Consider the following 26,251-nt stretch of genomic DNA (forward strand, 5'->3'; position numbering starts at 1 on the left):
GATTGAGGAACAAACAAAATGAACGACATCATGATGGGCACCAGCCTGCCCTATGCCGAGCGCAAGCGTCAGGGCGTGCGGGGGCGTATGCCCCACAAGGAGGAGTCCCTCTCCCAGCAGCGGCGCCGGATCTACCGGTTGGTCAGCGCCATGCAGAGTCCGTTTGACCAGCATCTGCTGCTGCGCCAGCTGCAGGAGGACAACCCTGTGCTGTTCTACGATCTGGTGCGCCACCATCTGCCGGAGTTGCTGCCGATCATCTACACCCCGGTGGTGGGAGAGGCGTGCCAGCGTCACAGTGATCTCTATCTGCGCAGCCACGGCCTCTACCTCTCCTGGCATGACAGGGATGATCTCGATGACATCCTCGAGTCGGTGGAGCAGGAGGTGGACGTGATCGTCATCTCCGATGGTGAGCGGGTGCTGGGGCTCGGCGATCTCGGTATCGGCGGCATGGGGATCTGTATAGGCAAGCTGGCGCTCTACTCCGCCGCGGGTGGCATCAACCCGGCACGGACCCTGCCGCTCTGCGTCGATGTGGGCACCAACAATCCCGAGCTGCTGGAGGATGACTCCTACCTCGGCTGGCAATCCCCGCGCATTGACGGCGAGAGTTATTACCACTTCATGGACAAGGTGGTTGCCGCCATTCGCAAGCGCTGGCCGCAGGTGGTGCTGCAGTTTGAAGATTTTGCCGGCAAGCACGCCGCCAACCTGCTGAGCCGCTATCGGGACGAGCTCTGTATGTTCAACGACGATATTCAGGGAACGGCAGCTGTGGCCTCCGCCTGCGTGCTGGCCGGGTTGCAGCAGGCAGGTACTGCTCTGTGCGATGCGCCGGTGCTGATCGTCGGGGCAGGCTCTGCCGGTTGCGGCATTGCCGCCATGCTGGCCCAGCTGGCGGGGAGCCACGACGGCGTCTGGCTGTTTGATCAGGATGGGGTGGTCTGCGCCGATCGTCCCAACCTGACTCGCGCCCAACAGCCGTTTGCCCGCGCCGTTGAGGAGGGGAGTAGTTCGCTGCTGGAGACCATCCGTCAGGTGCGTCCGGCGGTCTTGATTGGCGTGAGCGGTCAGGGCGGCCTCTTTACTGGCGAGGTGCTGCAGGCGATGGGGGATGTGTGTGCGCAGCCGGTGATCCTGCCACTTTCCAACCCGACCCGCAGTGCCGAGGCCACCCCCGAGCAGGTGTGGGCTGCCACAGATGGCCGCGCCCTGCTGGCCACCGGTAGCCCCTTTGCGCCGGTGATGGTGGCTGGCGAGCGGCGGGTGGTCTCCCAGTGTAACAACGTCTATGTCTTCCCGGGGATCGGTCTCGGAGCCTGCGCCGTCAAGGCGCGCCGCATCAGCGATGGCATGTTGCTGGCCGCGGTGCGGGCAGTCGGCGCCTATCCGCTGGTGGCGGGTCGGCTGTTGCCCCCCATCGAGCAGGTGGGAGAGGTGGCCCGCGCCGTCGCCAGAGCGGTGGCACTCTGTGCCCGCGAGGAAGGATTGGCCGATTTTTTCGGCGATCCGGCTCCTTTGATTGACCAGACCTGGTGGCATCCGCACTATTGGGCTGCGTCCTGACGTTTTAAGGTATGTGCATGAAACTTCGCCACCAGTTGGTCACCCTCTCTCTTGGGCTCTCCCTGCTGCTGATCCTCATTCTGGGCAGCCTGCTGGCCCTATTTATCCGTCATCTGCTGGAGAGCAACTTGCAGGATAAGGGAAGCGATCTGGCACGGGTCATGGCGGCGGATACCCGGGTGGTCGAGGCTCTGCGTCAGGGCAGTGATCCTACCCTGCGCGACTACGTGGAGGCGGTCTGCAACCGCACCGACGCCACCTATATGGTGGTGACCGATGAGCATGGTCGCCGCCTCAGCCACCCCAACCCCGAGCTGGTGGGACAGAAGTTTCGCGGCGAGGATATCTGGCCCGCGCTGCAGGAGCGGCGCAGCTACTGCTCCAAGGATCGGGGCACCATGGGGCCGGCGATCCGCTGCTTCTCCCCGGTGGTGGGCAGTGACGGGCGCGTCATGGGGGCCGTGGTGGTGGGCTACCTGATGCAGCAGGTGGAGGGCATCTATATGGAGCGGGTGGCCCTGCTCATCTGCGCCATTGTGGCGGTGCTGGGGTGCGGCCTGCTGTTGGCACTCTGGGTGCAATACCTGCTGCGCAAGACCCTGCTCGATCTGGAGCCGGAGGCGATCGTGCGCCGCTTCACCCTGCAGGATCTGGTGCTGGAGCACATCACCGAAGGGGTGATCGCCCTCGATGGCCGCGGCAATATCAACATGATCAACAGCACCGCCAGCTATCAGCTGCGGCTGCCGGTCACCGGGCGCCATGCCCTGCAGGGGCAGTCGCTGGCGGAGCTGGTGCCGCCCCTTGCCCCCTGTCTGGAGCAGGAGGGGGGCGAGGTGAGCTTTACCATTCAGGGGGAGTCCTTTGTCGGTCGCTGGCAGGCGGTGCAGGGCAAGGCGCCGGGGCGGCTGCTGATCTTCAGCCGTCCGGAGGTGGCTGCCAGTCTGGGGGTGCAGGTGACCCATCTGCGCCAGTATGCCGAGATGCTGCGGATGCAGAGCCACGAGTTTGCCAACAAGCTGAGCAGCCTCTCCGGCCTGTTGCAGCTGGGCCATGTGGATCAGGCGGTGGAGCTGATCCAGCAGGAGAACGAAGCGTGCCAGACCATGCTGCAGGAGCTGCTGCGGCTGATCGACAACAAGCCGGTGGCGGGGCTTATTCTCGGCAAGTTCAGCCGGGCCCGCGAGCTCGGGGTGACCCTGGAGCTCGATCCCGATTCGGCGCTGACGGAGTATCCGGCCTCGGTCTCGGCCGATCTCATCACCCTCATTGGCAACCTGCTGGATAACGGCCTGCAGGCGGCTTGGCGCAACCGCCAGCAGCGGCCGCCCCGGGTGCTGCTGTCTCTGTGCGATGTGGGGCGGCGACTGGTGATCGAGGTGGAGGATAGCGGCGAGGGGGTCGACGAGGAGCTGGCCGATCACCTGTTCGATTACGGGGTGAGTCGCCAGAGCGGCGATCACGGGGTGGGTCTGTTCCTGGTCAAGGAGACCGTGGGTCGGCACGAGGGTGTGATAGAATGGCGGCGAACCGCCGAGCAGACCACCCTGTTTGGTATCTACTTGAATAAAAACCAATTAATGTGAGCCATGGACCCAATAATCACGCTTGTTATTGAAGATGACGATCGGATCGGTGCCATCTTGTCAGAACTGGTGGCGGCGACCCCCGGTTTCTCCCTGCTGGGGCGGGCCGGCACCCTGGCCCAGGCCGATGCCATGATGGCCGGTGTGGTGCCCCAACTGCTGCTGGTGGATGTCTCCCTGCCCGATGGCTCCGGCCTTGAGTGGGTGAGCCATCTGCGCAGCCACAACCGCGAAGCCTACGTCATCATGGTGACCGCCTCGCGGGATGTGGAGACCATCCAGCAGGCCCTCAATCTGGGGGTTCATGACTACGTCATCAAACCATTGCGGCTATTTCGCATTCAGCAGAGTCTGGACGAGATCCTGCAACTGCACAGTCGCCTCTGCGAGCGGGGTCGGCTGGAGCAGGAAGATCTCGACAAGCTGCTGGGCAAGGGGGGGCGCTCCCAAATTAAGGAGATGCGCGTCACCCCCAAGGGGATCGACAGCATCACCCTGCGTCAGGTGCTGGATCTGCTGGCGGGCGAGCCGGAGAACGTCTTCTCCACCGACACGGTGGCGCTGCGGCTATCCCTCAGCCGCACCACGGCGCGCCGCTATCTGGAGTATCTGGAGTCGGAAGATCGGGTGGATGTGGATCTCAACTATGGTCAGCGGGGGCGACCGGAGCGGCGCTACCGCTGGCGCCGGGCGGGGTGAAGTCGGTTCACCGTCGCTAGAGCACTATAGAAATGAACAAGGGAGCCAGCGGCTCCCTTGTTGTTTTTTGCATGTTGCCCGTCAGGCCGCATTGCGTTCCGGCAGTGGGACACGCTTTTTCAGCTGGGAGATCATCACGCCCCCAAGAATCAGGCCGCCACCCAGCAGGTGATAGCCGTGGATCGGCTCCCCCAGGCCGACGACGGCGATCAGCGCCGTACAGAGCGGCATCAGGTTCATAAAGACCGAGGTGCGCTCGGCGCCCATGCAGGCGAGGCCGCGCATCCAGCAGTAAGCCGCCAGCAGGGAGGAGGCAAGCCCGGCGAAGAGCACCAGTCCCCACCCTTCGGCTGGCACCGCCATCGAGTCGGCACTGAGAGCGAGCGGCACCAGCAGCAGTACCGCCAGCAGGATCTGCATGTAGAGGTTGAGCCAGGGGCCAAACGGCAGGTGCCAGCGGCGGATCAAGAGGCCGTAAAGGGCGTAGCTGGCGGACCCCAGCAGCATCATGCCATCCCCCGGGTTGATGCCGTTATGGAGCAGGGCAAGCGGTTCGCCCTTGCCAAGCAGCCAGAGCACCCCGAACAGGGAGATACTCATGCCGAGCAGTGCCTGTTTGCCGGGACGCTGGCCGAAGAAGAGCGCCCCTTGCAGCAGGGTGAGCAGTGGAATGAGGGAGCCGATCACCCCCATATTGGTGGCCGAAGTGCTGTGAGCAGCGTAGTAGGCCAGACACTGATAGAGCACCATACCGAGCGCCGCCAGCACCAGCAGCTTGCCGAGCCAGGGGCGAACCTCGCGACGGCGGCGCCACAGCTGCGGCAGGCAGAAGGGGGTCAGTGCCAGGGCGGCAATCACCCAGCGATAGAAGGAGATAGCCGCGGGGTCGAGCACACTGGCGGCCGCCTTGGACACCACGGTATTGGTAGCCCAGATCAGCACCGCCATCAGCGGAAAGAGAAGAGGGGAAAAGATTCGCATCAGAGGCTCCTTATTAACAGGGGGCCAAGTCTACCCTTGTCTTTATATTATCAAGTAGCGTAAAACAGACAGATGACCCAGCAGAAAAGACAACTCTTTCTGATGCACCTTATTCCGGCCCACACGGGCTGCGTCTGCCCGCAACTGATGGCTGCTTTTGACCTGTGCCGGAGACCGAGCCAACAGGGCGTTGCATCACGCCTGCTCCTCTCTCTCGCTGACAAGGGGCGCTGATGGTCACTCACCACTTTCAGCCGGTAGATGTCGTTCTGCCCGCTCCCAATCCGCTCTATTTCAGTTACCAGCAGATGCTGGCCGACAGCGCGACCGTGCTGCACTCCCACCCCTGGGGCCAGCTCAACATGATCAGCCTGGGGATCATGGAGATAGAGCTGGGGGATCAGCGACTGGTGGCCCCTGCCGACTATCTTATCTGGGTGCCGGCGGATCTCGACCACACCTCCTACAACGAGCAGACCCTCGACTACACCTCCATCTACGTCAGTCACGAGCTGGCGGCCAAGCTGCCGCCAGAGCCCAGATTGCTGCTGCTCACCCCGCTGATCCGCGCCCTGCTGAGCGATTTTTGCGAACGGCGGGTGAGCCATATGGCGGATGAGTGGGATCAGCGTCAGGCCGAGTTACTGGTGGAGCGACTGGCGCGCACCCGCTGTCAGGAGAGCTACCTGCCGATGAGTCAGGACAAGCTGCTGGCTCCCATGCTGGCGGCGTTACACAGCGATCCTGCCGATCCCCGAACTCTGGCCCAGTGGGCCGGACAACTGCATACCACAGAGCGCACCCTGGCGCGGCGCTGCCTGCGGGAGCTGGGGATGAGTTTCGGTCAGTGGCGGGCGCGGTTGCGGCTGCTCAAGGCGCTGGCCTGGCTCAAGGGGGACATGCCGATTCAGGAGCTCAGCTGGCGGCTCGGTTACGGCTCCACCTCGGCCTTTATCGCCATGTTCAACCGGGAGCTGGGCTGCTCCCCTCAGCGTTATCGCCAGCAATCGGCAGAACGGGGGCTCTAATGGGAAAAAACGGGAGCGATGCAGTGTGAATGCCATGATAAGTAGCCTGTTTCTTGTCGTTACAGGGATTATCATAGAGCCCTGTTATCATGGGCCATCTGGCAGCAACGATCGGTTGTCTGCCCGAGTGAATGGCTGTGCCTTCATATTCAGGGGTTAGGGTAAGCATGATCGCGTCCGGTTCCCGTTTGGCCGAGTCACTATTCTGGTATCTGCTGGCGCTCACCGGTTGTGCCATCCTGCTGTTCGAGTTCGGGCCAGAGCGAGTTCTCGATATCAAGGAGTGGCCGCTCTCCATCACAGTGCAGCAGCCACGGGATGCTGGGCCGGGGGCGGTGCGCTATCAACCCTCGGCGGATGATCATCCCGGAGTGGTCTGTACGTTAACCGCCAATCCGGCCAGCTACCCAAGTTGCGGCCTTATCCTCACCCTGACCCCCCGTGACAAGGGGATTAATCTGACCCGTTTTGGCACACTTCATATCCGTTTGAGCGTAACCGGGGCTGGCGAGCAGGATTGGCGCTTGTATCTGCGCAACTACAATCCGGTCTATGACCGGGTTGATGAGCCTGAGCAATCCAAGTTCAACGAGATCATTTTTCGGCCGGCGGATTACGGCCGGGATCACGAGGTGCCACTGGATGTGTTTACCCCGGCGACCTGGTGGATCACCCGTTACAATGTGCCGTTGCAGCAGCAGGGGGCCAATCTGGATCGGGTTTATGCCATCGAGGTTATGGCTGGTTCAGATATGCCGCCCGGTAAGCATGGCGTGGTGATCGAAGCGCTGCAGTTTCACGGTAGCTGGCTCGATGCCACCCTCTTCTATCGGCTGATCCTGTTTGTCTGGTTTCTTTACGGTTGTACCGTTTTTCTGATCAACCACCTTTTGATGAAGCAGCGCTTGCAGCATGCCCATCAGGCCAAACTGGAGGCCGAGGCGCTCAACCGGACCTTGAGTGAAGAGAATCGCCGCTCCCGCGAGGAGGCCTGTTATGATGCCCTGACCGGCGCCCTCAACCGGCTCGGCGGTGAGCGACTGCTGCTCGAGATAGGTGAGCAGCCCTGCACTCTTGTCTATATCGATGTGGATCACTTCAAACAGATCAACGATAGCCATGGCCATCCGGTGGGAGACGAGGTGCTCAAACTGCTGGTCAGCGAGATCCTGCGCCACTGCGATCCCCTCTGCCATCTGGTGCGCTGGGGGGGAGAGGAGTTTGTGTTGGTCTGCCTTGATTACGATGAGTTGCGGGCGTGTATCCTGGCCGAGCGGCTGCGTACCCTGCTGGAGGCATCTGCCCATTGGCCGCTGGCCTTGCGGGTGACCGCTTCGTTCGGGGTGGCCGAGCGGGGGGGAGAGCCATGGGAATGCGTACTCAAACGTGCCGACGAGGCGCTCTATCAGGCCAAGACGCAGGGACGCAACCGGGTAGTGGCGCATTGAGGGCGGTAGCATGACATGTTAAAGACGAGAGCAAGATGACCAGACAATCTATTGGTGTCCTGACCCTGCTGGTGGCCGACTATGACGAGGCTATCGCCTTTTTCACCGAGGGGCTGGGGTTTGCGCTGCTGGAAGATACCCGGCTCGACGAACCGGGTAAACCGGGCAAACGCTGGGTGCGGGTTGCTCCCGCTGGCAGCTCGGGTTCCTCGTTGCTGCTGGCGCGGGCTGCGACCCCGGAGCAGCTGGCCGCCATTGGCAAACAGGGTGGCGGACGGGTATTTCTGTTCCTCGAGACCGATGACTTCTGGCGGGATTACCGGCGGATGCAGCAGTATGGTGTCCATTTTTGTGAACAGCCTCGACAGGAGTCCTACGGCACCGTGGTAGTGTTCGAGGATATCAGTGGCAACCGCTGGGACCTGCTGCAACGCGCTGCTGCCAACTGAATCTGAAAACGTTTATCATCCCGCCTGTCATAAAGTCATAAAAGTGTCACAGAAAATTCTAATAATTGGCGCACCCATCTTCACAGAGGAGAGAGAAGGGAATGGCTAAGCGAATTCTGGTGGTCGAGGACGAAGCACCGATCCGCGAAATGCTCTGTTTCGTGCTGGAGCAGAAGGGGTATGAGACGATTGAAGCGGAAGATTTCGCCGACGGACTGGCGAAGGTGCGTGAACCCTACCCGGAACTGATCGTGCTGGACTGGATGATGCCGGGCGGCAGTGGCATCCAGTTTATCAAACAGCTCAAGCAGGATGAGGTGACCCGCCAGATCCCGGTGGTGATGCTCACCGCCCGCGGTGAGGAGGAGGACAAGGTGCGTGGTCTGGAGGCCGGTGCCGACGACTATATCACCAAGCCGTTCTCGCCCAAGGAGCTCACCGCTCGCCTCCATGCGGTGATGCGTAGAGTCTCCCCTACCTCGGTAGACGAGGTGATCGAGGTGCAGGGGCTCAAGCTGGACCCCGTCTCCCACCGGGTCAGTGCCGAGGAGAAGGCGCTCGACATGGGGCCGACCGAATTCAAGCTGCTGCATTTCTTCATGACTCACCCCGAGCGGGTCTATAGCCGTGAGCAGTTGCTCAACAATGTCTGGGGTACCAATGTGTACGTCGAGGACAGAACCGTGGATGTGCATATTCGGCGCCTGCGCAAGGCGATTGAAGAGACAGGGCACGACAGATTGATCCAGACGGTGCGTGGAGCCGGATACCGCTTCTCAACCCGTCTCTAGAGGCAGTTATGTTGCAACCTTACGCCTGGCGGCGACAGTTGTGGCGAATGGCGTTTTTCTACGCCCCCTTCGCATTGGTTGGCTGGTTGATTGATCATCTTGCCCTCTGCCTGTTGGTGGCGGCAGTGTTGCATCTGGGCTGGCATTACCGTTTTCAGAAGCGGCTGTCTGATTGGCTGTGGCACGACCGCAGCCTGGTACCACCTAACGGCAGTGGCAGCTGGGAGCACATTTTCAACGGGATCTACAAATTGCAACAGCGTCACCGGGCTCGGCGGCGCGAGCTGGCGGGGCTGATCCGCCGCTTTCGGGAGGGGGCCGAGGCGCTGCCCGATGCGGCCGTGGTGTTTCGCGAAGATGGCAGCATCCTATGGTGCAACCGGCTGGCAGAGCAACTGCTCGGTTTCCGCTGGCCGGAAGATGCAGGTCAGCACATTGGCAACCTGATCCGCCATCCTGCCTTTGCCGCCTATCTGGGGAAGGGGAGCTATGATGAACCACTGGAGATGACTTCTCCGATCAACGAAGAGAAGTTTCTCGAGTTTCGCATTATGCCCTACGCCTCCGATCAGGCGATGCTGGTGGTACGCGATGTCACCCGCCTGCGCAGTCTGGAGAAGACCCGCAAGCACTTTGTCTCCAATGTCTCCCACGAGCTGCGCACTCCGCTCACCGTGCTCAAGGGCTATCTGGAGATGACTGAAGATCCGCCCCCGCCTGCCATGTGGGCCAAGGCGCACCGGGTGATGATGGAGCAGACCATCCGGATGGACAATCTGGTCAACCAGCTGCTCACCCTGTCGCGCATCGAGGCGGCACCGACCGTGGATCTCTCCCATCTGGTGGACATGCCTGCCATGCTCGGACTGCTGGAGCAGGAGGCGCGGGCGCTCTCGGGCGAACGGGCCCACCAGATCGAATTCATGGTGCAGCCAGACCTGTTTGTGCGCGGGGATAAGGAGCAGCTGCGCAGCGCCGTCTCCAATCTGGTCTACAACGCCATCCACTACACACCGGCAGGGCGCAAGATCAGCGTGGAGTGGCGCAAGCAGGGGGCAATGGCGCTGTTTGCCGTGAGGGATGAGGGGGAGGGGATTGCCCCCGAGCATCTGGCGCGGCTGACCGAACGGTTCTATCGGGTCGACAAGGCCCGCTCCCGCCACACCGGTGGCTCCGGACTCGGCCTTGCCATCGTCAAGCATGCCCTCAGTCATCATGACTGTCAGCTCGAGATTGAAAGTCGTGTCGGCCTTGGCAGTCGCTTCAGCTTCATGATACCGGCTCGTATGGTGGTGTTAAAATAGCCTTTTATGACAATGGGTTAGTAAATTCGAGAGGGCCACAATGCGGGCCCTCTCTGCATTTGTGCAACTTTGTTGTCATGTCATTAAAGTGTCACATTTAATCCATAAATTTGTCACTGCCAGGTCAGATACTGGCGCCGTCTTAAGAACGGACCTTCTGTAACTTTGGAGAGATTGGATGAAACTCAACAAACTGGCTGGTGTAATAGGATTTACCGCAGCAACCCTGTTTTCTGCCAGCACCCTGGCCTATGGTGTCGACAAGGATCTGCCGGATTACACTCCGACCAGCGGTATCTCAGGCAACCTGTCCTCTGTCGGCTCTGATACTCTGGCCAACATGATGACCCTGTGGGCAGAAGAATTTAAGCGTGTCTACCCCAACGTAAATGTCCAGATCCAGGCGGCCGGCTCTTCTACCGCACCGACCGCCCTGACCGAAGGGGTTGCCCAGTTTGGTCCCATGAGCCGCGCCATGAAGGCCGGTGAAATCGAAGCGTTCGAGAAGCGTTATGGCTACAAGCCGACCGCTATCCGCGTTGCCGTCGATGCCCTGGCGGTATTCGTCAACAAGGACAACCCCATCAAGGGGCTGACCATGCAGCAGGTTGATGCCGTTTTCTCCAGCACACTCAAGTGCGGCGAAGCCAAGGCGGCTACCAAGTGGTCTGATCTGGGTCTGGATGGCAGCTGGTCCGGCAAGGATCTGCAACTGTTCGGTCGCAACTCGGTATCCGGCACCTACGGTTACTTCAAGGAGCACGCGCTCTGTAATGGTGACTTCAAGAGCGGTGTGAACGAGCAGCCGGGTTCCGCCTCCGTGGTGCAGTCTGTTTCCGCTTCCCTCAACAGTATCGGTTACTCCGGTATTGGTTACGTTACCTCCGGCGTTCGTGCCATTCCGCTCTCCAAGGATGGCAAGACCTTTGTCGATGCGACTGCCGATAATGCCATCACCGGCAAATATCCGCTGTCACGCTTCCTGTACGTTTACGTGAACAAGCATCCGAACAAGCCGCTCTCTCCGATGGAGCAGGAGTTCGTCAAGATGATGCTCTCCAAGGCGGGCCAGAACATCGTTGCCAAAGATGGCTACGTACCGGTACCGGCCAAGGTGGTGCAGGCGGATCTGAAAAAGCTGGGCATCATGTAACCGCTTGCTGCCAGCATCTACTGATAAAACGAGCCCCAATCGGGCTCGTTTTGTTTTTGGTGACTGTCAGTTCTGTTAATAGCGCTGGATGGATGTTTTTCCGCCAGCCGGGGGCAGGTTCCCTTGCGTAGCAGGGCTGCATTTCCGAGAATAGGGCAACGTTATGGCAAAGGATCCCTTCATGATTGCGTCCCTCTCCAAGTTTGGCCTGGTAGCCCTCTGTAGTTCCCTGCTGGTCGCCTGCGCCCAGTCGCCGACTGGCCGCAGCCAGATGCTGCTCTACTCCCCCCAGCAGATGAACCAGCTTGGTGCCGACTCCTTCGAGCATATGAAAAAGCAGGAGAAGGTGAGCAAGGATGCCAAACTCAACGCCTATGTCTCCTGTGTCGCCAAGGCGGTGACCGCCCAGGTGCCGGCCAGCTATGGCATCACCAATTGGGAAGTGGTGGTGTTTGACTCCAAGCAGGTCAACGCCTTCGCCCTGCCCGGCGGCAAGATCGGGGTCTACAGCGGCCTGCTCAAGGTGGCCAAGAATCAGGATCAGCTGGCGACCGTCATCGGTCACGAGTTGACTCACGTGCTGGCCCAGCACTCCAACGAGCGACTCTCACGCAGCCAGTTGGCGGGGATCGGTCTGGCGGCTGCGGACATTGCCATGGGCACCAGCGAGTATCGCGGCGCCACCATGGCCGCCCTTGGCCTCGGGGTCGAGGTCGGAGTGATGCTGCCCTACGGCCGCACTCAGGAGAGCGAAGCGGATCGGCTGGGGCTTGAGCTGATGGCGCGTGCCGGGTTCAATCCGGCCGAGGCGATCCCCCTGTGGCAAAACATGAGTGCCGCCGCCGGTGGCAACACGCCGCCGCAACTGCTCTCTACCCACCCGAGCAACGAGAACCGGATCGCCGAGTTGCAGGCGCAACAGGCGCAAGTGTTGCCACTCTATGAGCAGGCCCGCGCCAACGGTCTGGTGCCCCAATGCAAGGCATAAGCCTGCGTATGGCGCGCAGCGACGATGCTGCTGCCATGACGGTGATGCAGCGAGCCAGCTGGCTCGCTGCCTATGGCCAGGTGCTCGGTGCCGACCTGCTGGAGCAACTGGATGTTACCGCTCATCTGCAGATCTGGCAGAGCCGTCTGGCCGAGCCGGGCCCAAGGCCCATGCTGCTTTGTCTCGACGAGGTGGTGATTGGCCTGCTCTACTGGCAACCACTGCAGGAAGCGGGGCAGAGCAGCGCCCTGATCCGCGCTTTTTACCTCCATCCCGACCACTGGCGACAAGGCTATGGCAAACGGCTGTGGCAGGCGGTGGCGATGCAGATGCGCCGCGCCGGTTGCCATAGCGTCAAATTGTGGCTGCTCGATGGCAACCACATCGGCGAGGGGTTCTACCTGCGCCGCGGCTTCGTCTTTGATGGCGCAGAGCGCACCCTGATAAGCCTCGGGCAGCCCTGCCTGCAGCGACAAATGAGTCGTTTGCTCTGATCACTCTCCCGTTTTTCGTCCCCGGTCACTTTATTTTTTTTGCGAATTAATACAATGTCCCCCTTGGAACAGAGTTGGATAAACACGGGCTGACAAGGGAGTGCTGGCATGTATTACGGCTTTGATATCGGTGGCACCAAGATCGCCTTCGCGGTCTATGACGGTGCATTGAACCTCTGCCACGAGGAGCGCATGAGCACCCCGGGCAACGATTACGAGGGGCTGCAGCAGCTGATCCGCTCCCGGGTCGAGCAGGCGGATGCCCGCTTCGGCGCTCGGGGCTCGGTCGGCATCGGTTTCCCCGGTGTCATCAACAGCCAGGATCACAGCATAGTGGCGGCCAATCTACCCTCCATCAATGGTCGCCATCTGGGTGCCGATCTGGCCGAGCTGCTGGAGCGGCCGGTCAAGGTGGATAACGACGCCAACTGCTTCCTCTGGTCCGAAGTGCATCAAGGGGCAGCCGACGGCGCAGGCAGTGCGCTTGGCGTCACCATTGGCACCGGCATCGGCGGCGCCGTCTATCTGGCGGGCAAGCTTATTCAGGGGCGCAACTGGCTGGCTGGCGAGATTGGTCACTACCCCCTGCCCGCGACCATGCTGATGAAGTACCCCGAGTTGCCCCGTCCCCGTTGCGGCTGCGGCCGTCTGGTCTGTTTTGAAACCTATGCCTCCGGCACCGGTCTGGAGCGTCTCTATCATCATTTCCATGGCCAGCGCGCCACGGGTCACCAGATTGTGGGACGCTTCGAGGCCCATGAACCCCATGCGGTCGAGACGGTCGACTGCTGGCTGGAGATCATGGCCGCCGGGCTTACCACCGCCATTTCGGTGATTGATCCCGAGGTGGTGGTGTTGGGGGGCGGCCTGAGCGGCCTGCCCGCCCTCTATGAACAGCTGCCGCTGCGTCTGCCCGGTCACTTGCTGCCCGGGGTCGCCCTGCCCGAGATCCGCCAGGCCCGCTTCGGCGGTGCCGGTGGTGTGCGCGGCGCAGCCTTGCTCAATCTATGAGATCAGATGTGGGGTCTGATCTCCCCGAAAAAGGAGTCCTCATGACCCGTCTTGAAATCTGTATCGACAACCTGGAATCCCTGTTTACTGCCCAGCAATCCGGGGCGGATCGCATCGAGCTCTGCTCTGCGCTGGGTCTCGGTGGTCTGACCCCCTCCTACGGTTTTATGCAGCAGGCGGCCCGCCATGCCACCGTGCCGGTTTATGCCATGATCCGCCCGCGCGCCGGGGATTTTTGCTTTAACGACGGCGAGTTCGAGATGATGCTGCAAGATATCGCGGCGGCAAGCGCTGCGGGGCTGCAAGGGGTGGTGGTCGGTCTGCTGGATGAGGAGGGGCGGGTGCCTGCCGCCAAGCTCAAACAGCTGGTGGATGCAGCAGGATCGTTGGGGGTCACCTTCCATCGCGCCATCGACCTCTCCTCCGACTGGCGTCTGGATCTGGAGACCATAGTCGCGGCCGGCTGCGAGCGTATTCTGAGCTCGGGCCACGCCGCAACCGCGCTGGCTGGGCTCGAGACCCTGCAGGAGATGCAGCAGGCGCTGGCGGGACGTGCCAGCCTGATGCCGGGGGCCGGGGTCAATGCCGACAACGTGCGTACCATCATCGAGTTCACCGGGGTGAGCGAAGTGCATATGTCCGGCATGGGCTGGCGCGGTGGCATGGTGCCGCACGGAGTGAATATGGGCACTTCGGATGATGGTCGGGTCAATATCACCGATGGCGCCAAGGTGGCTGCGGTCAGAGCCTTGCTGGATCGCGGTTAAGCAGATCGCCGCCGTTGGGCGGCGTTCATCCGCATCTTGTGTGAAGTTCCTCCCACTGACGGGGAAATCAGGGGCACCCCCGGCAGCACCCCGGCTAAAAGTCTGATATCATCCCGCCTCTTTACTACATGGATCTGGAGCAACATCTCAATGTCCCAATACGACTCTATCGAACAGAAGGCCAGCTATGGCATCGGCCGTAACATGGGTGATCAGCTGGCGCAGCAAGCCTTCGCCGGTCTGGATATCCCGGCCCTGCAACAAGGTCTGGCAGATGCCCTGAATGGTCTGGAGTTCGCGGTCAGCCGTGACGATATCAATGATGCCTTCCAGGTGATCACTGCGCGTATGCAAGAAGAGCAGGAAGCCGCCGCCAAGGCCGCCGCTGCTGACGGCGAAGCCTTCCTGGCTGACAACGCCAAGCGCGCTGAAGTGAAGGTGACCGACTCCGGTCTGCAGTACGAAGTGCTGGTAGAAGGCAACGGTGCCGTTCCGGTAGCCGGTCAGTCCGTGCGTGTGCACTACCACGGTACCTTCACCCACGGTGGCGTATTCGACAGCTCCGTCGCTCGCGGCCAGCCGGCTGAATTCCCGGTGACCGGCGTGATCGCTGGCTGGGTTGAAGCGCTGCAGCTGATGCCGGTTGGTTCCAAGTGGAAGCTCTACATCCCCCACGATCTGGCCTACGGTGCCCGTGGCGCGGGCTCCATCCCGCCTTACTCTGCACTGGTATTTGAAGTCGAGCTGCTGGACATCCTGTGATCCTGCTGGCTTGATGCAAACGGCGACCCTCGGGTCGCCGTTTGTTTTTGGGCTATGTGATAGACAGCATTTGTCTCGACCAGCGGGCTGGAGAGCAGAAAAGGGCGGCACTTTTGCGCTTTTTACTGGTTTTTTCAGAAACGGGAACAGGCATACTGCGACTCATTAGAGAGGATAAGGAGAACCCGATGAGCAAGAAGATGAAGAAAGTAGCGGGGCTTGCTCTGTTGCTGCTGAGCATTCCGGCCAGTGCTGATGCCATGCGCTGCAAGAACGCCCTGATCACCGAGGGAGACACCACCGCCGAGATGCTGCTCAAGTGCGGTGAGCCGATGTTGCGTGAAGAGCTCAACCGCAACGAGGAGAACCAGTTTGGCAACATGGTGCAGGTCAAATATGGTGAACGCTGGACCTACAACTTCGGCAAGAACGAGTTCATGCGCTTTGTGACGGTGCGCAACGGCATCATTACCGATATCGAAAACGGCCCGCGCGGCCAGTAGCCGGCGGGCAAAGCATGGATGCACAACAGACAGTAGGGCAAGACCCTTTGACTCACATGTCCGGCAAGGGGTCGCGGTGACCAAGTTGTCTGACCGCCAGATTGATCTGGCGAGCCAGTCTTAGCCGCTGGCGGCAGGTCAGGCCATGGAGGCTGATCCTGCCCGCGTTGAATTCAAATGTCCCCAGCGACTCGATGGCAAAATAGCCTCGATGAAAGCTCTTGATGTAGCGAGCGATCTGCCGTGGGGATAACTGCTTGAATACCTTCATCACACGGTTCCCTGATTGCCTGGACAGGGCACACTATGGTGTCGGTCGATGACACTGATATGACGGTTTATAAAGATTTGCATGAATCCTTATTTTGCCAGTGAGCTCGGCAAATTGACGGCGTCATCGAAAAAGTTGTGCCATGACAAACCACCGCACCGATATACTGCGGGCTTGAATGGAACAAATAAAAGGGCCTGTGCGTGGAATGGGTTGATGTGGTGGACGAGGATAACCGGGTGATTGGCGTGGCCGAGCGAGCCAAGGTGCGGCGGGAGAATCTCTGCCATCGCGCCAGCTATATTCTGGTGCTCGACGACGCGGATCGGATCCTGGTGCAGCGACGCACCCTCAGCAAGGATTTCTGCCCCGGCATGCTGGATGCCTGCGCCGGTGGCGTGGTCACCACCGGTGAGGAGATGGAGCGCTCCGCCCGGCGCGAGCTGGCCGAAGAGCTGGGGATTATGGATGTTCCTCTGCAGGGCTTTGGCAGCTTTTATGCAGAAGGGGAGGGCTACCGGGTCTGGGGTGGCCTCTTCAGTTGCCGTTATCAGGGGCCGCTGCAGTTGCAGGCCGAAGAGGTGAGCGCGGTGCACTGGATGAGCTTGGCCGAGATCGCGGAGCGCGCCAGCGAATTTACCCCCGACTCCCTGCTCGCCATCGCCACCTGGCAGGCAAGGCGCTGACCAACTTCATATATTCTCTTCTCCAGAGACAAGACGGGCAGCCTGATGGCTGCCCGTCTGCCTTTGTGCATTGACTTGGTCTGCTACGCCAGCTTGAGGCGTCGGTTGGTGCGCCCGCAAGCGCTCGGCTTGGCGAGCCAGTGACCTTGCCAGTCGGTGGCTAGCCGCAGCAATGGATATTCCAGATCGAGTCGGGTCACCACCAGCTGGCCGGTCTCGTCGCCACTCACAGGATTGCCGCTGGCGGGATCGATGATTTCGACGATGCAGCTCTCGTTGACGATAAAGCCCTGACCGGGCTGACTCTCGTAGGCCACCACCCCCACATCCTGCCACACCAGACAGTTGAGGGCCGCAATGCCATGAATGGCGCGCAGCGGCGCGGTTTCGGGATGGGTGGCTTCACACAGCAGGGCGCGGCGCAGTGAGTCGGTCGGGATGTCGGCCGCTTCGGCCGCTTCCAGCAGATCGAGCAGGGTCATCAGCGGACCGACGTAGCCGGTGGGTTGATAGCGCAGCAGCGCCTCCAGTTGGCGCTGGGTATCGTGGGGCCCGCAAGGTACCACGGGGGCTCCCAGCTGTCGGGCACCGTTATCGAAGATAAAGGCGGTGGGGCCGGCATGATAGTCGTGGCCATTGAGTATTACCTCACCCGGCTTGAAGCCGGCGGCAAACAGTGCTCGAGCGGCCCCCCACCAGTCTGCTCCCGCATACTCGGGGATGGCCAGCTGGCCCGGACAGGAGAAGACCCGCAACGCCTGACTGGCGGGGCGGCCCGTGAGACCGGCGAACGGAGGGTGAGCCTGCTGGGCGGCAAACAGCTCTTTGCTGTCGAGCAGTGGCAGGGTGGCCAGCTCTGCCAGATCCTCGAGGCGGCACTGGCGATAGACGCTGGAGTAACCGGCGCAATATTGACTGACATGGGTAAGCTGATGATTGAGCTGTTCCAGCTGCTGTTGTTCGCGCAAGGCGGGGGGGCGAATTTCCAGTCCATCGTAATAGTGCTGCATGAGGCCTCCTTGGTCGGCTGATCCTGCTCAAGGTTAGTTCAAATGATCCCGGCAAAGGGAGGCCTGTGTCACAGCTCGACGGTGGGGTAGACTGGGGCCTTCTCCCTCTACTTAAGGATGAGCACAATGATTGCGATGGGTCAGACTCTGCCTTCGGGCGAATTTACCTTTATCACCGCCGAGGGCAAGCAACTGCGGGATAGCCAGACGCTGTTCGCCGGTAAAAAAGTAGTGCTGTTTGCCGTGCCCGGTGCTTTTACTCCCACCTGCTCCAATGCCCATCTGCCCGGCTATGTGGTGCTGGCCGATCAGTTTATGGCCAAAGGGGTGGATGCCATCTGCTGTCTGTCGGTCAACGATGCTTTCGTGATGCGGGCCTGGCAGACTGCCCAGAACGCCGAGGCGATCACCATGCTGGCGGATGGTGACGGCAGCTGGACCCGTGCGCTGGGTCTTGCCAAGGATACCGGCGCCTTTGGCGGCATCCGTGCCCAGCGCTTTGCGTTGATCGCCAACGATGGCGTGGTCGAGCAGCTGTTTGTGGAGGCGCCTGGCAAGTTTGAGGTCTCCGATGCCGCGAGTCTGCTGGCTGTGCTGTGAAATGTTAATCACAGTTTGATTTTCCCTTGAAATGGGAGGCTGGCTCGTTACACTGGCGCCACTTTTGAATTGGGTCAGGAGCTTGTCCTGACTCTGTTGCTTACTGGCGATGGGATGGAGATGTTATGACCCTGGCTGTTGTTGCCCTGATTGCCGGACTGGCACTGCTGGTCTGGAGTGCTGACAAGTTTGTGGATGGCGCTGCCGCCACCGCCCGTTATGCGGGGATGCCGCCGCTGCTGATCGGCATGGTGATCATCGGTTTTGGTACCTCGGCCCCCGAAATGGTGGTTTCGGCACTGGCCGCCTCGCAGGGCAATCCCGGGTTGGCGCTCGGTAACGCCTATGGATCCAACATCACCAATATCGCGCTGATCCTGGGTCTGACGGCACTGATCAGCCCTATCGCGGTGGCCTCTCAGGTAGTGCGCAAGGAGATCCCGATCCTGCTCGGTATTACCCTGCTCTCCGGCGCCCTGCTGATTGATGGTCATCTGGGCCGGATGGATGCGGTCATTCTGGGGGCCGTCTTCGTTGCCCTGATGGGTTGGTCCATCTGGGCTGGCATGAATGGCAAGGGAGATGCGCTGGATACCGAGACCGCCGAGGATATCGAGAGCGAGGGGATGTCCCTCAAGAGCGCCATCTTCTGGCTGGTGGTCGGGCTGGTGCTGCTGATCGGCGCTTCCCGCCTGTTGGTCTGGGGAGCGGTGACCATCGCTCAGGCACTCGGTATCAGTGATCTGGTGATTGGTCTCACCATAGTCGCGGTAGGCACCTCCCTGCCGGAGCTGGCCTCGTCCCTCATCGCCATTCGCAAGAACGAGCATGATCTGGCTCTTGGCAACGTGCTCGGCTCCAACCTGTTCAACACCCTGGCGGTGGTGGGGATCGCGGCGGGTATTCATCCGTTGGATGTGGCGCCGGAAGTGCTCACCCGTGACTGGAGCATCATGATGGGGCTGACCTTGCTGCTGCTGGTGATGTGTCTGGGCCACAAGGGACAGGGCCGTATCAGCCGGTTGGAGGGGGGCGTGCTGCTGACCTGCTTCGTCGCCTATACCGGCTGGCTGCTGACCAGTCAGTTTATCTGATAGAGGTTGGTGAAATGAGAGAGGGGGAAGCTCAAGCTTCCCCCTCTTGTTTTTGCCCAGTGAACCTGTTGGCGAGCGAATTGTGTGCTCAGGCTACTGCCACCAGCTTCTGCCCCTTCTGGCTGCTGTCCAGAATCAGGATGCTGGCCTTGGGGAAAAAGTTGAAGGTGGAGGCGGAGGCCCAGGTGTAGGCACCCATTACCTTGCCTACCACCAACTCGCCGATAGCCAAATCCGGCAGCATGATGCCGTCGCGGATCACATCCACGCTGTCGCAGGTGGGGCCTGAAAGCACCGAATTGTGCTGCTCGCCACTGGCATAAGGTGTGCTCACCGGATAGGTGACGTGGTCATAGAGCTGGCCGTTGTAGCTGCCGTAGAGACCGTCATCCAGGTAGTACCAGATCTTGTCGCCGCGGTGCGCCTTGCCCATCACGCTTGATACCGAAGTCATGGCCGGCGCGCTGATAAAGCGGCCCGGTTCGGCAATCTTCTGCACGGTAGCGGGCAACTTGGCCAGCGCTTCGCGGATCGGCGCGCAGAAACCGTCGATATCGAACTCGCCCCCTTCATAATCCACCGGGAAACCGCCGCCGATATCCAGCACCCAGGGCTTGAGCCCGAGCGCCCAGGCTTGCTCCATGATCTCGCGGCAGGCGTCGATGGCCTGCACATGGCGACGGGCATGAGGCACTTGCGAGCCGACGTGGAACGACAGCCCCATCACCTTGATCCCCTTGGCGTGGGCCAGTTGCAGCAGCGGCAGCGCCTGCTCCGGAGTGCAGCCGAACTTCTTGGAGAGATCGACCTTGGTCTCGGGGTTCGGGAAGCTGACCCGCAGCAGCAGTTTCACTTCGTCCTTGTAGGGAATGAACTTCTCCAGCTCCAGCGGGTTGTCGTAGACAAACACAGTGCAGCCGAACTCCAGCGCATAACGGATATCGCTGTCGCGCTTGATGGGATGGGTATGAATGCAACGTCCCGGGCGAACCCCCTGACTGCGCACCAGATCCACTTCGCCATTGGTGGCCAGATCGAAACAGGCCCCCTCTTCCTTCAAGACAGAGACCACCGCCTCATGGGGCAGGGGTTTGAGTGCATAGTGCAATCGTACATCGGGCAGGGCGGCGGCCAGGGCCCGATACTGTTTGCGGACGGCTGCCTTGTCGAGCAGCAGCAGGGGGGAGCCGAATTGTTCAACCAGCTGACGGTAATCTTGTGCGACCACATCTTTTGCAACCAGGGTCTCGTTCATTCTCTTTTGGTCATCCTTAGGGGGCGTGATATGCCCAAGCCATATGCGATTGAACCGGCGACGGCCGGGTCAGGCGAGCGGTCCGGTGGGACCAACCGAACACAGTGCATAAATTGATAACAAAGTGCTTGGTTATGCAGCGGATTATCGGCTTATTGATTCTGTGTGCAAGCATTTTGATTGGATATGTCGGCAAGATTTTCTTGGCGAAACGAGAGGGATCACTGTTCTCTATCCGCCATTTTTCCCGTTTGGGCCACATTTGATCCGTGAAAGCCTAACTTGTTGATAGTTAACTAATATTTAACATTCTTGCTGCGATTCTGGTGGTCACTAAAAAAATATAAATGGGGGCGGCCAAGTGCGAGACAGCTCACATTTTTTGGATTAACATGCCGACTTCCTAATCCAAACTAGTTCGGATGAAGGTAGCAGGAGAGCGATGGGCAACCATCCACCGAAGAAGTGAATCTTTCAGGTACCGGGCAACCGGTGTGGACTGCTACTGGACGATACTCTGGAGAGACCCGTTAAATCGGGCGCCGAAGGAGCAAGGCACCATGACTACCCGCAAGGGCAGGCTGGCGCCGGAAACTCTCAGGCAAAAGGACAGAGGGGATGGGATGGTTGTACCTGGGCTTGGCCCGCATCCGATCGCCTCTGGCCGATCGCGACACCTATGGGAAGATCATCCTTCTCCTCCTTAATTTCTGTTTCTTAAGGAGGATGCATGTCATCAATTCAATCGGCGTTAACCGCCATCGATAGTTTTATCTGGGGGCCGCCCCTGCTGATCCTGCTGGTCGGGACCGGTATCTATCTCACCCTGCGTCTGGGTCTGCTTCAGGTCGTGCGCTTGCCGCTCGCTCTGCGGCTGGTCTTTGGCCGCGATCAGGGGCAGGGCAAGCAGGGGGATGTCTCCAGCTTCGGCGCCCTCTGTACCGCCCTCTCTGCCACCATTGGCACCGGTAACATCGTCGGGGTGGCTACCGCCATCAAGCTCGGCGGCCCCGGTGCCCTGTTCTGGATGTGGATGGCGGCACTGTTCGGCATGGCTACCAAGTATGCCGAGTGCCTGCTGGCGGTCAAATACCGCGAGCAGGATGCCAACGGCCAGATGGCTGGCGGCCCCATGTACTATCTGGAGAAGGGGCTCGGTTCCAAACCGCTCGCCAAGCTGTTTGCCCTGTTCGGTATCGGCGTGGCCTTCTTCGGCATCGGTACCTTCCCGCAGGTCAATGCCATCTCCGATGCCATGAGCCTCTCCTTCTCGGTGCCCCGTGAAGCGACCGCCGTGGTGCTGACCCTGATCGTGGCGCTGGTGACCCTGGGAGGGATCAAATCCATCTCCAGCGTGTCGAGCAAGGTGGTGCCCTTCATGGCCATCTTCTACATCGTCGCCTGTCTGGGTGTGCTGGTGAACAACGCCAGCGCCTTGCCCGATGCCGTCATGCTGGTTATCGAGAGTGCCTTCACCGGCCATGCGGCGACCGGCGGCTTCGTCGGTGCCAGCATAATGCTGGCCATTCAGTCCGGGGTGGCGCGCGGGGTCTTTTCCAACGAATCGGGACTGGGCTCTGCGCCCATCGCGGCGGCGGCGGCCAAGACCGATTCGTGCGTGGAGCAGGGGCTGGTCTCCATGACAGGTACCTTCATCGACACCATCATCATCTGCACCATGACCGGCCTGACCCTGGTGGTGACCGGCGTGTGGAGCGGCGATGCAAGCGGCGCGGCCATGACCAGTCTGGCCTTTGCCCAGGGGCTCGATGCTCATGTCGGCCAGTATCTGGTGAGCATTGGGCTGCTGTTCTTCGCCTTTACCACCATCCTTGGCTGGAACTACTACGGCGAGCGCTGCACCGAGTACCTGTTCGGGGTGAAGGCGATCAAGCCCTATCGTCTGGTCTATCTGGCGCTGGTGGCGAGCGGTGCTTTCCTCCATCTGGACATGATTTGGCTGCTGGCCGATATCGTTAACGGCCTGATGGCGGTGCCCAACCTCATCGGCCTGATTGGCCTGCGCCATGTGGTGATCGCCGAGACCCGCGCCTACTTTAGCCGGGATCTGGATAGCGAAGCCGAGCCGGAGCCGCAGACGGCCTGAGCGCCTCGGCCCGTTTCACGTTCCCATTGAAAAGAACAAGCCACGACTCCGGTCGTGGCTTTTTTGTGCGTTGTGTCTAAGGATGGGGACTATCCCTCTCCCTTCGGGATAAGGTCAGGATGAGGGAGATAGCCCCTCGCTCAGCAGGCTATCCAGACGTGCTCGCACTTTCTCTACCAGTGCCTGATCGCTACCGTGCCAATCGATGCAGCTTGCTAGCGTGGTGGAGGTTCCCGCCATAAAACGCAGCTCGCCGCCCGCCAGCTCGTAGAAGCGGCTCGCCATCCTGGTTCCCTCATCCACATCACCCGCCACCAGCAGCATGGCTTGCGCCAGCACGGCGCCCTGGTGATCCTGCCCCGGCGCCAGCCAGCGCTGGGCGGTACCGGTGATCTTGCGTCCCCCGATCACCAGATTGTACTGACCATCGCAAAAGGATCCGGGCACAAAGTCATAGCTTCCCTCAAGGCCGTACTCCGCCAACAGGGTCAGCAGCGGCGCCCCCAGCAGCCGGTAGTAGTGGGCGAGATCTGTGGTGGTGCGGGGCAGCAGCAGGGATAGGTTGAGGATCCCCGCCCCGTGGGGCACGGCGGTGCCACCGCTGTCGCGTACATGTACCGGCCAGCCTTCATCTGCAAGTTGCTGGCAGGCGGCTTCGTAACGGGGGAGGCGGGTATCTTTGCGGGTGACAATCAGGCATTGGGGCGCCTGCCAGAGGTGAGCGCGGGGCTGGCCGTCATGGGCACAGTCGCGCAACCAGCACTGCTCTTGCGCCAGTATCTGTGCGGGTGAAGCGGTATCGTGGAGGGGGGAGAGCAGGCGATAGGGCATGGCGGCATCCTCAAAAAAGGCTGCCCAGCACACTACCCGTGGCGACTGGCAAGGTAAAGCCCCGCAGTGCGGGGCTGTTTGCTATCGGTAGACGGTGTCTCAGGAGTGACGCGCTTCGCGCTTGGGCAGCAGCAGGTTGAGCACGATGGCGGTAATGCCACCGGTGGCGACGCCGTAGGAGAGCACGCTCTTGGCCAGCTCCGGCAGGTGTTGCAGCACTTCCGGCACCTGCGCGACTCCCAGCCCCATGGCCAGCGACACTGCCAGGATCATCAGGGCGCGGCGATCCAGCTCCTCGCGGGCAATGATGCGCACGCCAGCGGCGGCGATGGTGCCGAACATCACGATAGTGGCGCCCCCCAGCACGGGCTCGGGGATCTGCTGCACCAGACTGGCGACCGCCGGGAACAGGCCGAGCAGCGCCAGCATGGTGGCGATAAAGAGCCCGACGTGACGGCTGGCGACACCGGTCAGCTGAATGACGCCGTTATTCTGGGCGAAGGTGGACATGGGGAAGGTGGAGAACACCGCCGCCAGCATGGAGTTGGCACCATCGGCCAGCACGCCGCCTTTGATCCGCTCCATATAGACAGGCCCTTCCAGTGGCTCGCCGGAGATATCCGAGGTGGCGGTCATGTCGCCGATGGCCTCGAGCGCCGTCACCACGAAGATGATGGCGAGCGGCACGAACAGCTGCCAGTCAAAGCCGAGACCGTAGTGGAGCGGAATGGGCACCATCACCAGCGGGCCGTCGAAGGTGGGGGCGCTCACTTTGCCCAACAGCAGGGCCACGGCATAGCCCGCCAGCATGGCGATCATGATGGCGGAGAGGCGCAACCAGGGGTTGCGACTGCGTTGCAGCAACACGATAAGGCCGAGCACCAGCAGGGAGAGGAAGAGGTTGGTGTGACTGGCGAAGCTGCCATCAGAGAGGGCTGCATAGCCGCCGCCCATGCTGATCAGGCCTACCTTGATCAGGGTCAGGCCGATCAGCAGCACCACTATGCCGGTGACCAGCGGGGTGATGATCCGTTTCACCAGATGGAGGAAGCGGCTCATCACCACGATAGTGAGTGCGGCAACCATCATGGTGCCAAACAATGTGCCCAACAGATCCTCGGTGGGCATGGCGGCCTGTTTGAGGGCGAGACCGGAGGCGATGATGGGGCCGAGGAAGTTGAAGCTGGTGCCCTGTACCGAGAGCAGGCCGGAACCGATGGGGCCGAAGCGGCGGGTTTGAATGAAGGAGGCGATGCCGGACATGACCAGCGACATGGAGACGATATAACGGGTGTCGGCGGCAGGGAGGCCGAGGGCATTGGCAATAATCAGGGGCGGGGTAATGATGGCGACAAACATGGCGAGCATATGCTGCAGGGCGGCGAACAGCGTCTGGGGCAGAGGCGGGACATCCTCTATGCCATAGACCAGTTCGCTATGGGCTCGCCTGGGTGGATGTGCCTCTCGATTGGCGCGTGTGATAGCAGCCTGTTCCATAAGTACCTCGAATTGTGTGGGGAGGGGGAGAAAATTGGGCGCTATTGTAGTGATTGAAATGAGGCTGACCAGCGCTAATTATGCAAAAAAAGTTTATTTTTTGATGGGTTGAAACGTTTGCGCGCTGAGATTATCATCGGTCGGTTTGTGTGATCGACCTCTCCTTTTTATTCTCACCGCTAATGACATTTTTACCACTTTGTAGGTGTAGAATGAGCCACTCGACCTTGAAGTGGAGGCGATGGATGCTCAAGTTGTCAGAGTTCTGGAGTGCCAGGGCTCACTCCGAAGACTTTACCCGTACTCGCATGGGGTTTATGACGGTGCGTCTGCGCCTGCTCACCTGCCTGCTGATGATTGGTTTGCCCGCCTGGGCCGTGGTGGATTGGCTGACTTTGCCCGCCGTTCATTTCGAGCAGCTGTTTCAGGCCAGGATCTTCTGCACCCTGGCGCTCTCGCCACTTATTCCGCTCTCGTACCTCATCCACTTCAAGCGGGAACGGATGAAGCTGGCCCTTGGCTACCTGATGGCCGTGATGATGCTCTTCTCCCTCTTCTGCCTGAACAGCTTTGGCGCCGGACAGGAGTTGCAGGCGGGTTATGCGGCCTTTCCCTATCTGCTGATCACCCTGTTTGCCATCTTCCCCATCCCCCTCTCCCTCGGCTTGCAACTGGCTGGTGTGGTACTGGTGACCATGCTGCTGGGCCACTGGCTGCTGGTGGGCCAGAGCATCTGGAGTCAGGCCACCCTGAATCAGGTGTGGGTGCTCGGCATGTTTACCATGGCCAGCTGCTGGGTGCAGTGTGGCCAACTCAACATGCTGCTGCGGCTATATCGGGAATCGACCACCGATGAGCTGACCGGCATGATGAACCGCCGCCTGCTGATGAAGCAGCTGGAGCAGGCCAGAGTCCGGCTGCAGCTCAAGAAGAAGCCCTTTGCGGTGATGCTGCTGGATCTCGATCGCTTCAAGCGGATCAACGATATCTACGGCCATCTGGCGGGGGATGCGGTGCTCAAGGAGGTGGCGACCACCCTGGGGGAGCAGCTGGAGCCTGATATGGTGCTGGGGCGTTATGGCGGCGAAGAGTTTGCCATCCTGATGCACAACTGCGCAGATCCGGCGCTGACGAGCAAAATGGCCGAGCGGCTGCGCATTGCCGTCGAGGCGCGGCTGGTGAAGAGCCCCACCTCGGACGAATTGCTGGAAGTGACGGTGAGTATCGGGATTGCCATGGCTCGTTCCGATGACACCATCGATATTCTGATCAACCGTGCCGACGAGTGTCTCTATCAGGCCAAGATGGCGGGACGCAACTGCGTGGTGGTCGAGGGGCAGAACCGCGCAAAAACAGATGCCGCCTGA

Annotated in this window: 26 protein-coding genes and 1 riboswitch; of the genes, 20 read left to right on the forward strand and 6 right to left on the reverse strand. The window is 60.8% G+C overall.

Annotated features, from left to right (window positions below; all coding sequences use genetic code 11):
• The first annotated feature begins 18 nt into the window (after nucleotides 1-18).
• The 3 genes from G5179_RS04610 to G5179_RS04620 are packed head-to-tail and all read left to right on the forward strand — an operon-like array spanning nucleotide 19 to nucleotide 3,854.
• Nucleotides 19-1,569 carry an NAD-dependent malic enzyme gene (locus G5179_RS04610; protein ID WP_421257966.1) on the forward strand — a complete coding sequence of 517 codons (1,551 nt, stop codon included), beginning with the start codon at nucleotides 19-21 and terminating at the stop codon, nucleotides 1,567-1,569.
• Nucleotides 1,570-1,586: 17 nt separating this feature from the next.
• Nucleotides 1,587-3,155: an ATP-binding protein gene (locus G5179_RS04615; RefSeq protein ID WP_421257967.1), complete on the forward strand. Its 1,569-nt coding sequence runs from the start codon at nucleotides 1,587-1,589 to the stop codon at nucleotides 3,153-3,155.
• Nucleotides 3,156-3,158: 3 nt separating this feature from the next.
• Entirely contained in the window at nucleotides 3,159-3,854 is a 696-nt protein-coding gene (locus G5179_RS04620) for a response regulator (protein ID WP_288726630.1), read from the forward strand.
• A gap of 81 nt (nucleotides 3,855-3,935) precedes the next feature.
• On the opposite strand, the gene G5179_RS04625 is transcribed toward G5179_RS04620, so the two are convergent.
• Nucleotides 3,936-4,835, reverse strand: coding sequence for a DMT family transporter (locus G5179_RS04625; RefSeq protein WP_421257968.1), 900 nt, complete (start codon nucleotides 4,833-4,835; stop codon nucleotides 3,936-3,938).
• Nucleotides 4,836-5,068: 233 nt separating this feature from the next.
• On the opposite strand from G5179_RS04625, the gene G5179_RS04630 reads away from it, so the two are divergent.
• From G5179_RS04630 to G5179_RS04685, 12 genes are all read left to right on the forward strand, one after another.
• Entirely contained in the window at nucleotides 5,069-5,863 is a 795-nt protein-coding gene (locus tag G5179_RS04630) for an AraC family transcriptional regulator (RefSeq protein WP_421257969.1), read from the forward strand.
• 167 nt (nucleotides 5,864-6,030) lie between these two features.
• On the forward strand, nucleotides 6,031-7,311 hold the full coding sequence (locus G5179_RS04635) for a GGDEF domain-containing protein (RefSeq protein WP_216951838.1): 1,281 nt from the start codon (nucleotides 6,031-6,033) through the stop codon (nucleotides 7,309-7,311).
• A 35-nt stretch (nucleotides 7,312-7,346) separates the two neighbouring features.
• Complete coding sequence (locus tag G5179_RS04640) at nucleotides 7,347-7,760, forward strand: VOC family protein (RefSeq protein ID WP_421257970.1); 414 nt, start codon at nucleotides 7,347-7,349, stop codon at nucleotides 7,758-7,760.
• Between the two features lie 101 nt (nucleotides 7,761-7,861).
• Nucleotides 7,862-8,551, forward strand: a complete 690-nt coding sequence (phoB, locus tag G5179_RS04645) for a phosphate regulon transcriptional regulator PhoB (RefSeq protein ID WP_026457670.1) — start codon at nucleotides 7,862-7,864, stop codon at nucleotides 8,549-8,551.
• A gap of 8 nt (nucleotides 8,552-8,559) precedes the next feature.
• Complete coding sequence (phoR, locus tag G5179_RS04650) at nucleotides 8,560-9,855, forward strand: phosphate regulon sensor histidine kinase PhoR (protein WP_227341115.1); 1,296 nt, start codon at nucleotides 8,560-8,562, stop codon at nucleotides 9,853-9,855.
• Between the two features lie 178 nt (nucleotides 9,856-10,033).
• The gene (locus tag G5179_RS04655; RefSeq protein ID WP_216951835.1) at nucleotides 10,034-11,008 is read left to right on the forward strand and encodes a PstS family phosphate ABC transporter substrate-binding protein; all 975 of its coding nucleotides are present in this window, start codon (nucleotides 10,034-10,036) and stop codon (nucleotides 11,006-11,008) included.
• A 181-nt stretch (nucleotides 11,009-11,189) separates the two neighbouring features.
• Entirely contained in the window at nucleotides 11,190-11,996 is an 807-nt protein-coding gene (locus tag G5179_RS04660) for a M48 family metallopeptidase (protein WP_216951834.1), read from the forward strand.
• Nucleotides 11,984-12,490 carry a GNAT family N-acetyltransferase gene (locus G5179_RS04665; protein ID WP_150390418.1) on the forward strand — a complete coding sequence of 169 codons (507 nt, stop codon included), beginning with the start codon at nucleotides 11,984-11,986 and terminating at the stop codon, nucleotides 12,488-12,490. Before G5179_RS04660 ends, G5179_RS04665 begins: the two co-directional genes overlap by 13 nt.
• Nucleotides 12,491-12,598: 108 nt before the next feature.
• Nucleotides 12,599-13,501 carry an ROK family protein gene (locus tag G5179_RS04670; RefSeq protein ID WP_421231276.1) on the forward strand — a complete coding sequence of 301 codons (903 nt, stop codon included), beginning with the start codon at nucleotides 12,599-12,601 and terminating at the stop codon, nucleotides 13,499-13,501.
• Between the two features lie 41 nt (nucleotides 13,502-13,542).
• On the forward strand, nucleotides 13,543-14,268 hold the full coding sequence (locus tag G5179_RS04675; RefSeq protein WP_421209561.1) for a copper homeostasis protein CutC: 726 nt from the start codon (nucleotides 13,543-13,545) through the stop codon (nucleotides 14,266-14,268).
• A 150-nt stretch (nucleotides 14,269-14,418) separates the two neighbouring features.
• Entirely contained in the window at nucleotides 14,419-15,030 is a 612-nt protein-coding gene (locus G5179_RS04680; protein ID WP_005338405.1) for an FKBP-type peptidyl-prolyl cis-trans isomerase, read from the forward strand.
• Between the two features lie 188 nt (nucleotides 15,031-15,218).
• Nucleotides 15,219-15,533 carry a DUF2845 domain-containing protein gene (locus tag G5179_RS04685; RefSeq protein WP_005338404.1) on the forward strand — a complete coding sequence of 105 codons (315 nt, stop codon included), beginning with the start codon at nucleotides 15,219-15,221 and terminating at the stop codon, nucleotides 15,531-15,533.
• 52 nt (nucleotides 15,534-15,585) lie between these two features.
• Here the strand turns inward: G5179_RS04685 and G5179_RS04690 are convergent, their stop codons facing one another.
• Nucleotides 15,586-15,804, reverse strand: a complete 219-nt coding sequence (locus G5179_RS04690) for a DUF1107 family protein (protein ID WP_005338403.1) — start codon at nucleotides 15,802-15,804, stop codon at nucleotides 15,586-15,588.
• A 203-nt stretch (nucleotides 15,805-16,007) separates the two neighbouring features.
• Between G5179_RS04690 and yfcD the strand changes: the two genes are divergently transcribed.
• Nucleotides 16,008-16,490, forward strand: a complete 483-nt coding sequence (yfcD, locus tag G5179_RS04695) for an NUDIX hydrolase YfcD (RefSeq protein WP_047435956.1) — start codon at nucleotides 16,008-16,010, stop codon at nucleotides 16,488-16,490.
• An 83-nt stretch (nucleotides 16,491-16,573) separates the two neighbouring features.
• Here yfcD and G5179_RS04700 read toward each other — a convergent pair whose 3' ends face one another.
• Nucleotides 16,574-17,500 carry a phenylacetate--CoA ligase family protein gene (locus G5179_RS04700; RefSeq protein ID WP_421257971.1) on the reverse strand — a complete coding sequence of 309 codons (927 nt, stop codon included), beginning with the start codon at nucleotides 17,498-17,500 and terminating at the stop codon, nucleotides 16,574-16,576.
• Nucleotides 17,501-17,626: 126 nt separating this feature from the next.
• Between G5179_RS04700 and G5179_RS04705 the strand changes: the two genes are divergently transcribed.
• Together G5179_RS04705 and G5179_RS04710 are read left to right on the forward strand one after the other, a co-directional pair.
• The gene (locus tag G5179_RS04705) at nucleotides 17,627-18,100 is read left to right on the forward strand and encodes a peroxiredoxin (protein WP_100646526.1); all 474 of its coding nucleotides are present in this window, start codon (nucleotides 17,627-17,629) and stop codon (nucleotides 18,098-18,100) included.
• Between the two features lie 125 nt (nucleotides 18,101-18,225).
• A complete protein-coding gene (locus G5179_RS04710; RefSeq protein WP_421257972.1) occupies nucleotides 18,226-19,194 on the forward strand; it encodes a calcium/sodium antiporter in 969 nt (322 codons plus the stop codon).
• 88 nt (nucleotides 19,195-19,282) lie between these two features.
• Here G5179_RS04710 and G5179_RS04715 read toward each other — a convergent pair whose 3' ends face one another.
• Nucleotides 19,283-20,449 carry a type III PLP-dependent enzyme gene (locus G5179_RS04715; RefSeq protein ID WP_043818871.1) on the reverse strand — a complete coding sequence of 389 codons (1,167 nt, stop codon included), beginning with the start codon at nucleotides 20,447-20,449 and terminating at the stop codon, nucleotides 19,283-19,285.
• A 507-nt stretch (nucleotides 20,450-20,956) separates the two neighbouring features.
• Nucleotides 20,957-21,072: riboswitch (glycine riboswitch) on the forward strand.
• 107 nt (nucleotides 21,073-21,179) lie between these two features.
• Here G5179_RS04715 and G5179_RS04720 point away from each other — a divergent pair.
• On the forward strand, nucleotides 21,180-22,556 hold the full coding sequence (locus G5179_RS04720; RefSeq protein WP_005338391.1) for an alanine/glycine:cation symporter family protein: 1,377 nt from the start codon (nucleotides 21,180-21,182) through the stop codon (nucleotides 22,554-22,556).
• Between the two features lie 114 nt (nucleotides 22,557-22,670).
• On the opposite strand, the gene G5179_RS04725 is transcribed toward G5179_RS04720, so the two are convergent.
• Together G5179_RS04725 and G5179_RS04730 are read right to left on the reverse strand one after the other, a co-directional pair.
• A complete protein-coding gene (locus tag G5179_RS04725; RefSeq protein WP_421257973.1) occupies nucleotides 22,671-23,387 on the reverse strand; it encodes a lipoyl protein ligase domain-containing protein in 717 nt (238 codons plus the stop codon).
• Between the two features lie 99 nt (nucleotides 23,388-23,486).
• Nucleotides 23,487-24,884 carry a nucleobase:cation symporter-2 family protein gene (locus G5179_RS04730; protein WP_421257974.1) on the reverse strand — a complete coding sequence of 466 codons (1,398 nt, stop codon included), beginning with the start codon at nucleotides 24,882-24,884 and terminating at the stop codon, nucleotides 23,487-23,489.
• A 245-nt stretch (nucleotides 24,885-25,129) separates the two neighbouring features.
• Between G5179_RS04730 and G5179_RS04735 the strand changes: the two genes are divergently transcribed.
• Nucleotides 25,130-26,251 (forward strand): GGDEF domain-containing protein, encoded by a 1,122-nt coding sequence (locus G5179_RS04735; RefSeq protein WP_421257975.1) that lies wholly within the window; start codon nucleotides 25,130-25,132, stop codon nucleotides 26,249-26,251.

Source organism: Aeromonas sp. 600886 (genome assembly GCF_049174935.1).
Lineage (GTDB): Bacteria > Pseudomonadota > Gammaproteobacteria > Enterobacterales > Aeromonadaceae > Aeromonas > Aeromonas veronii_A.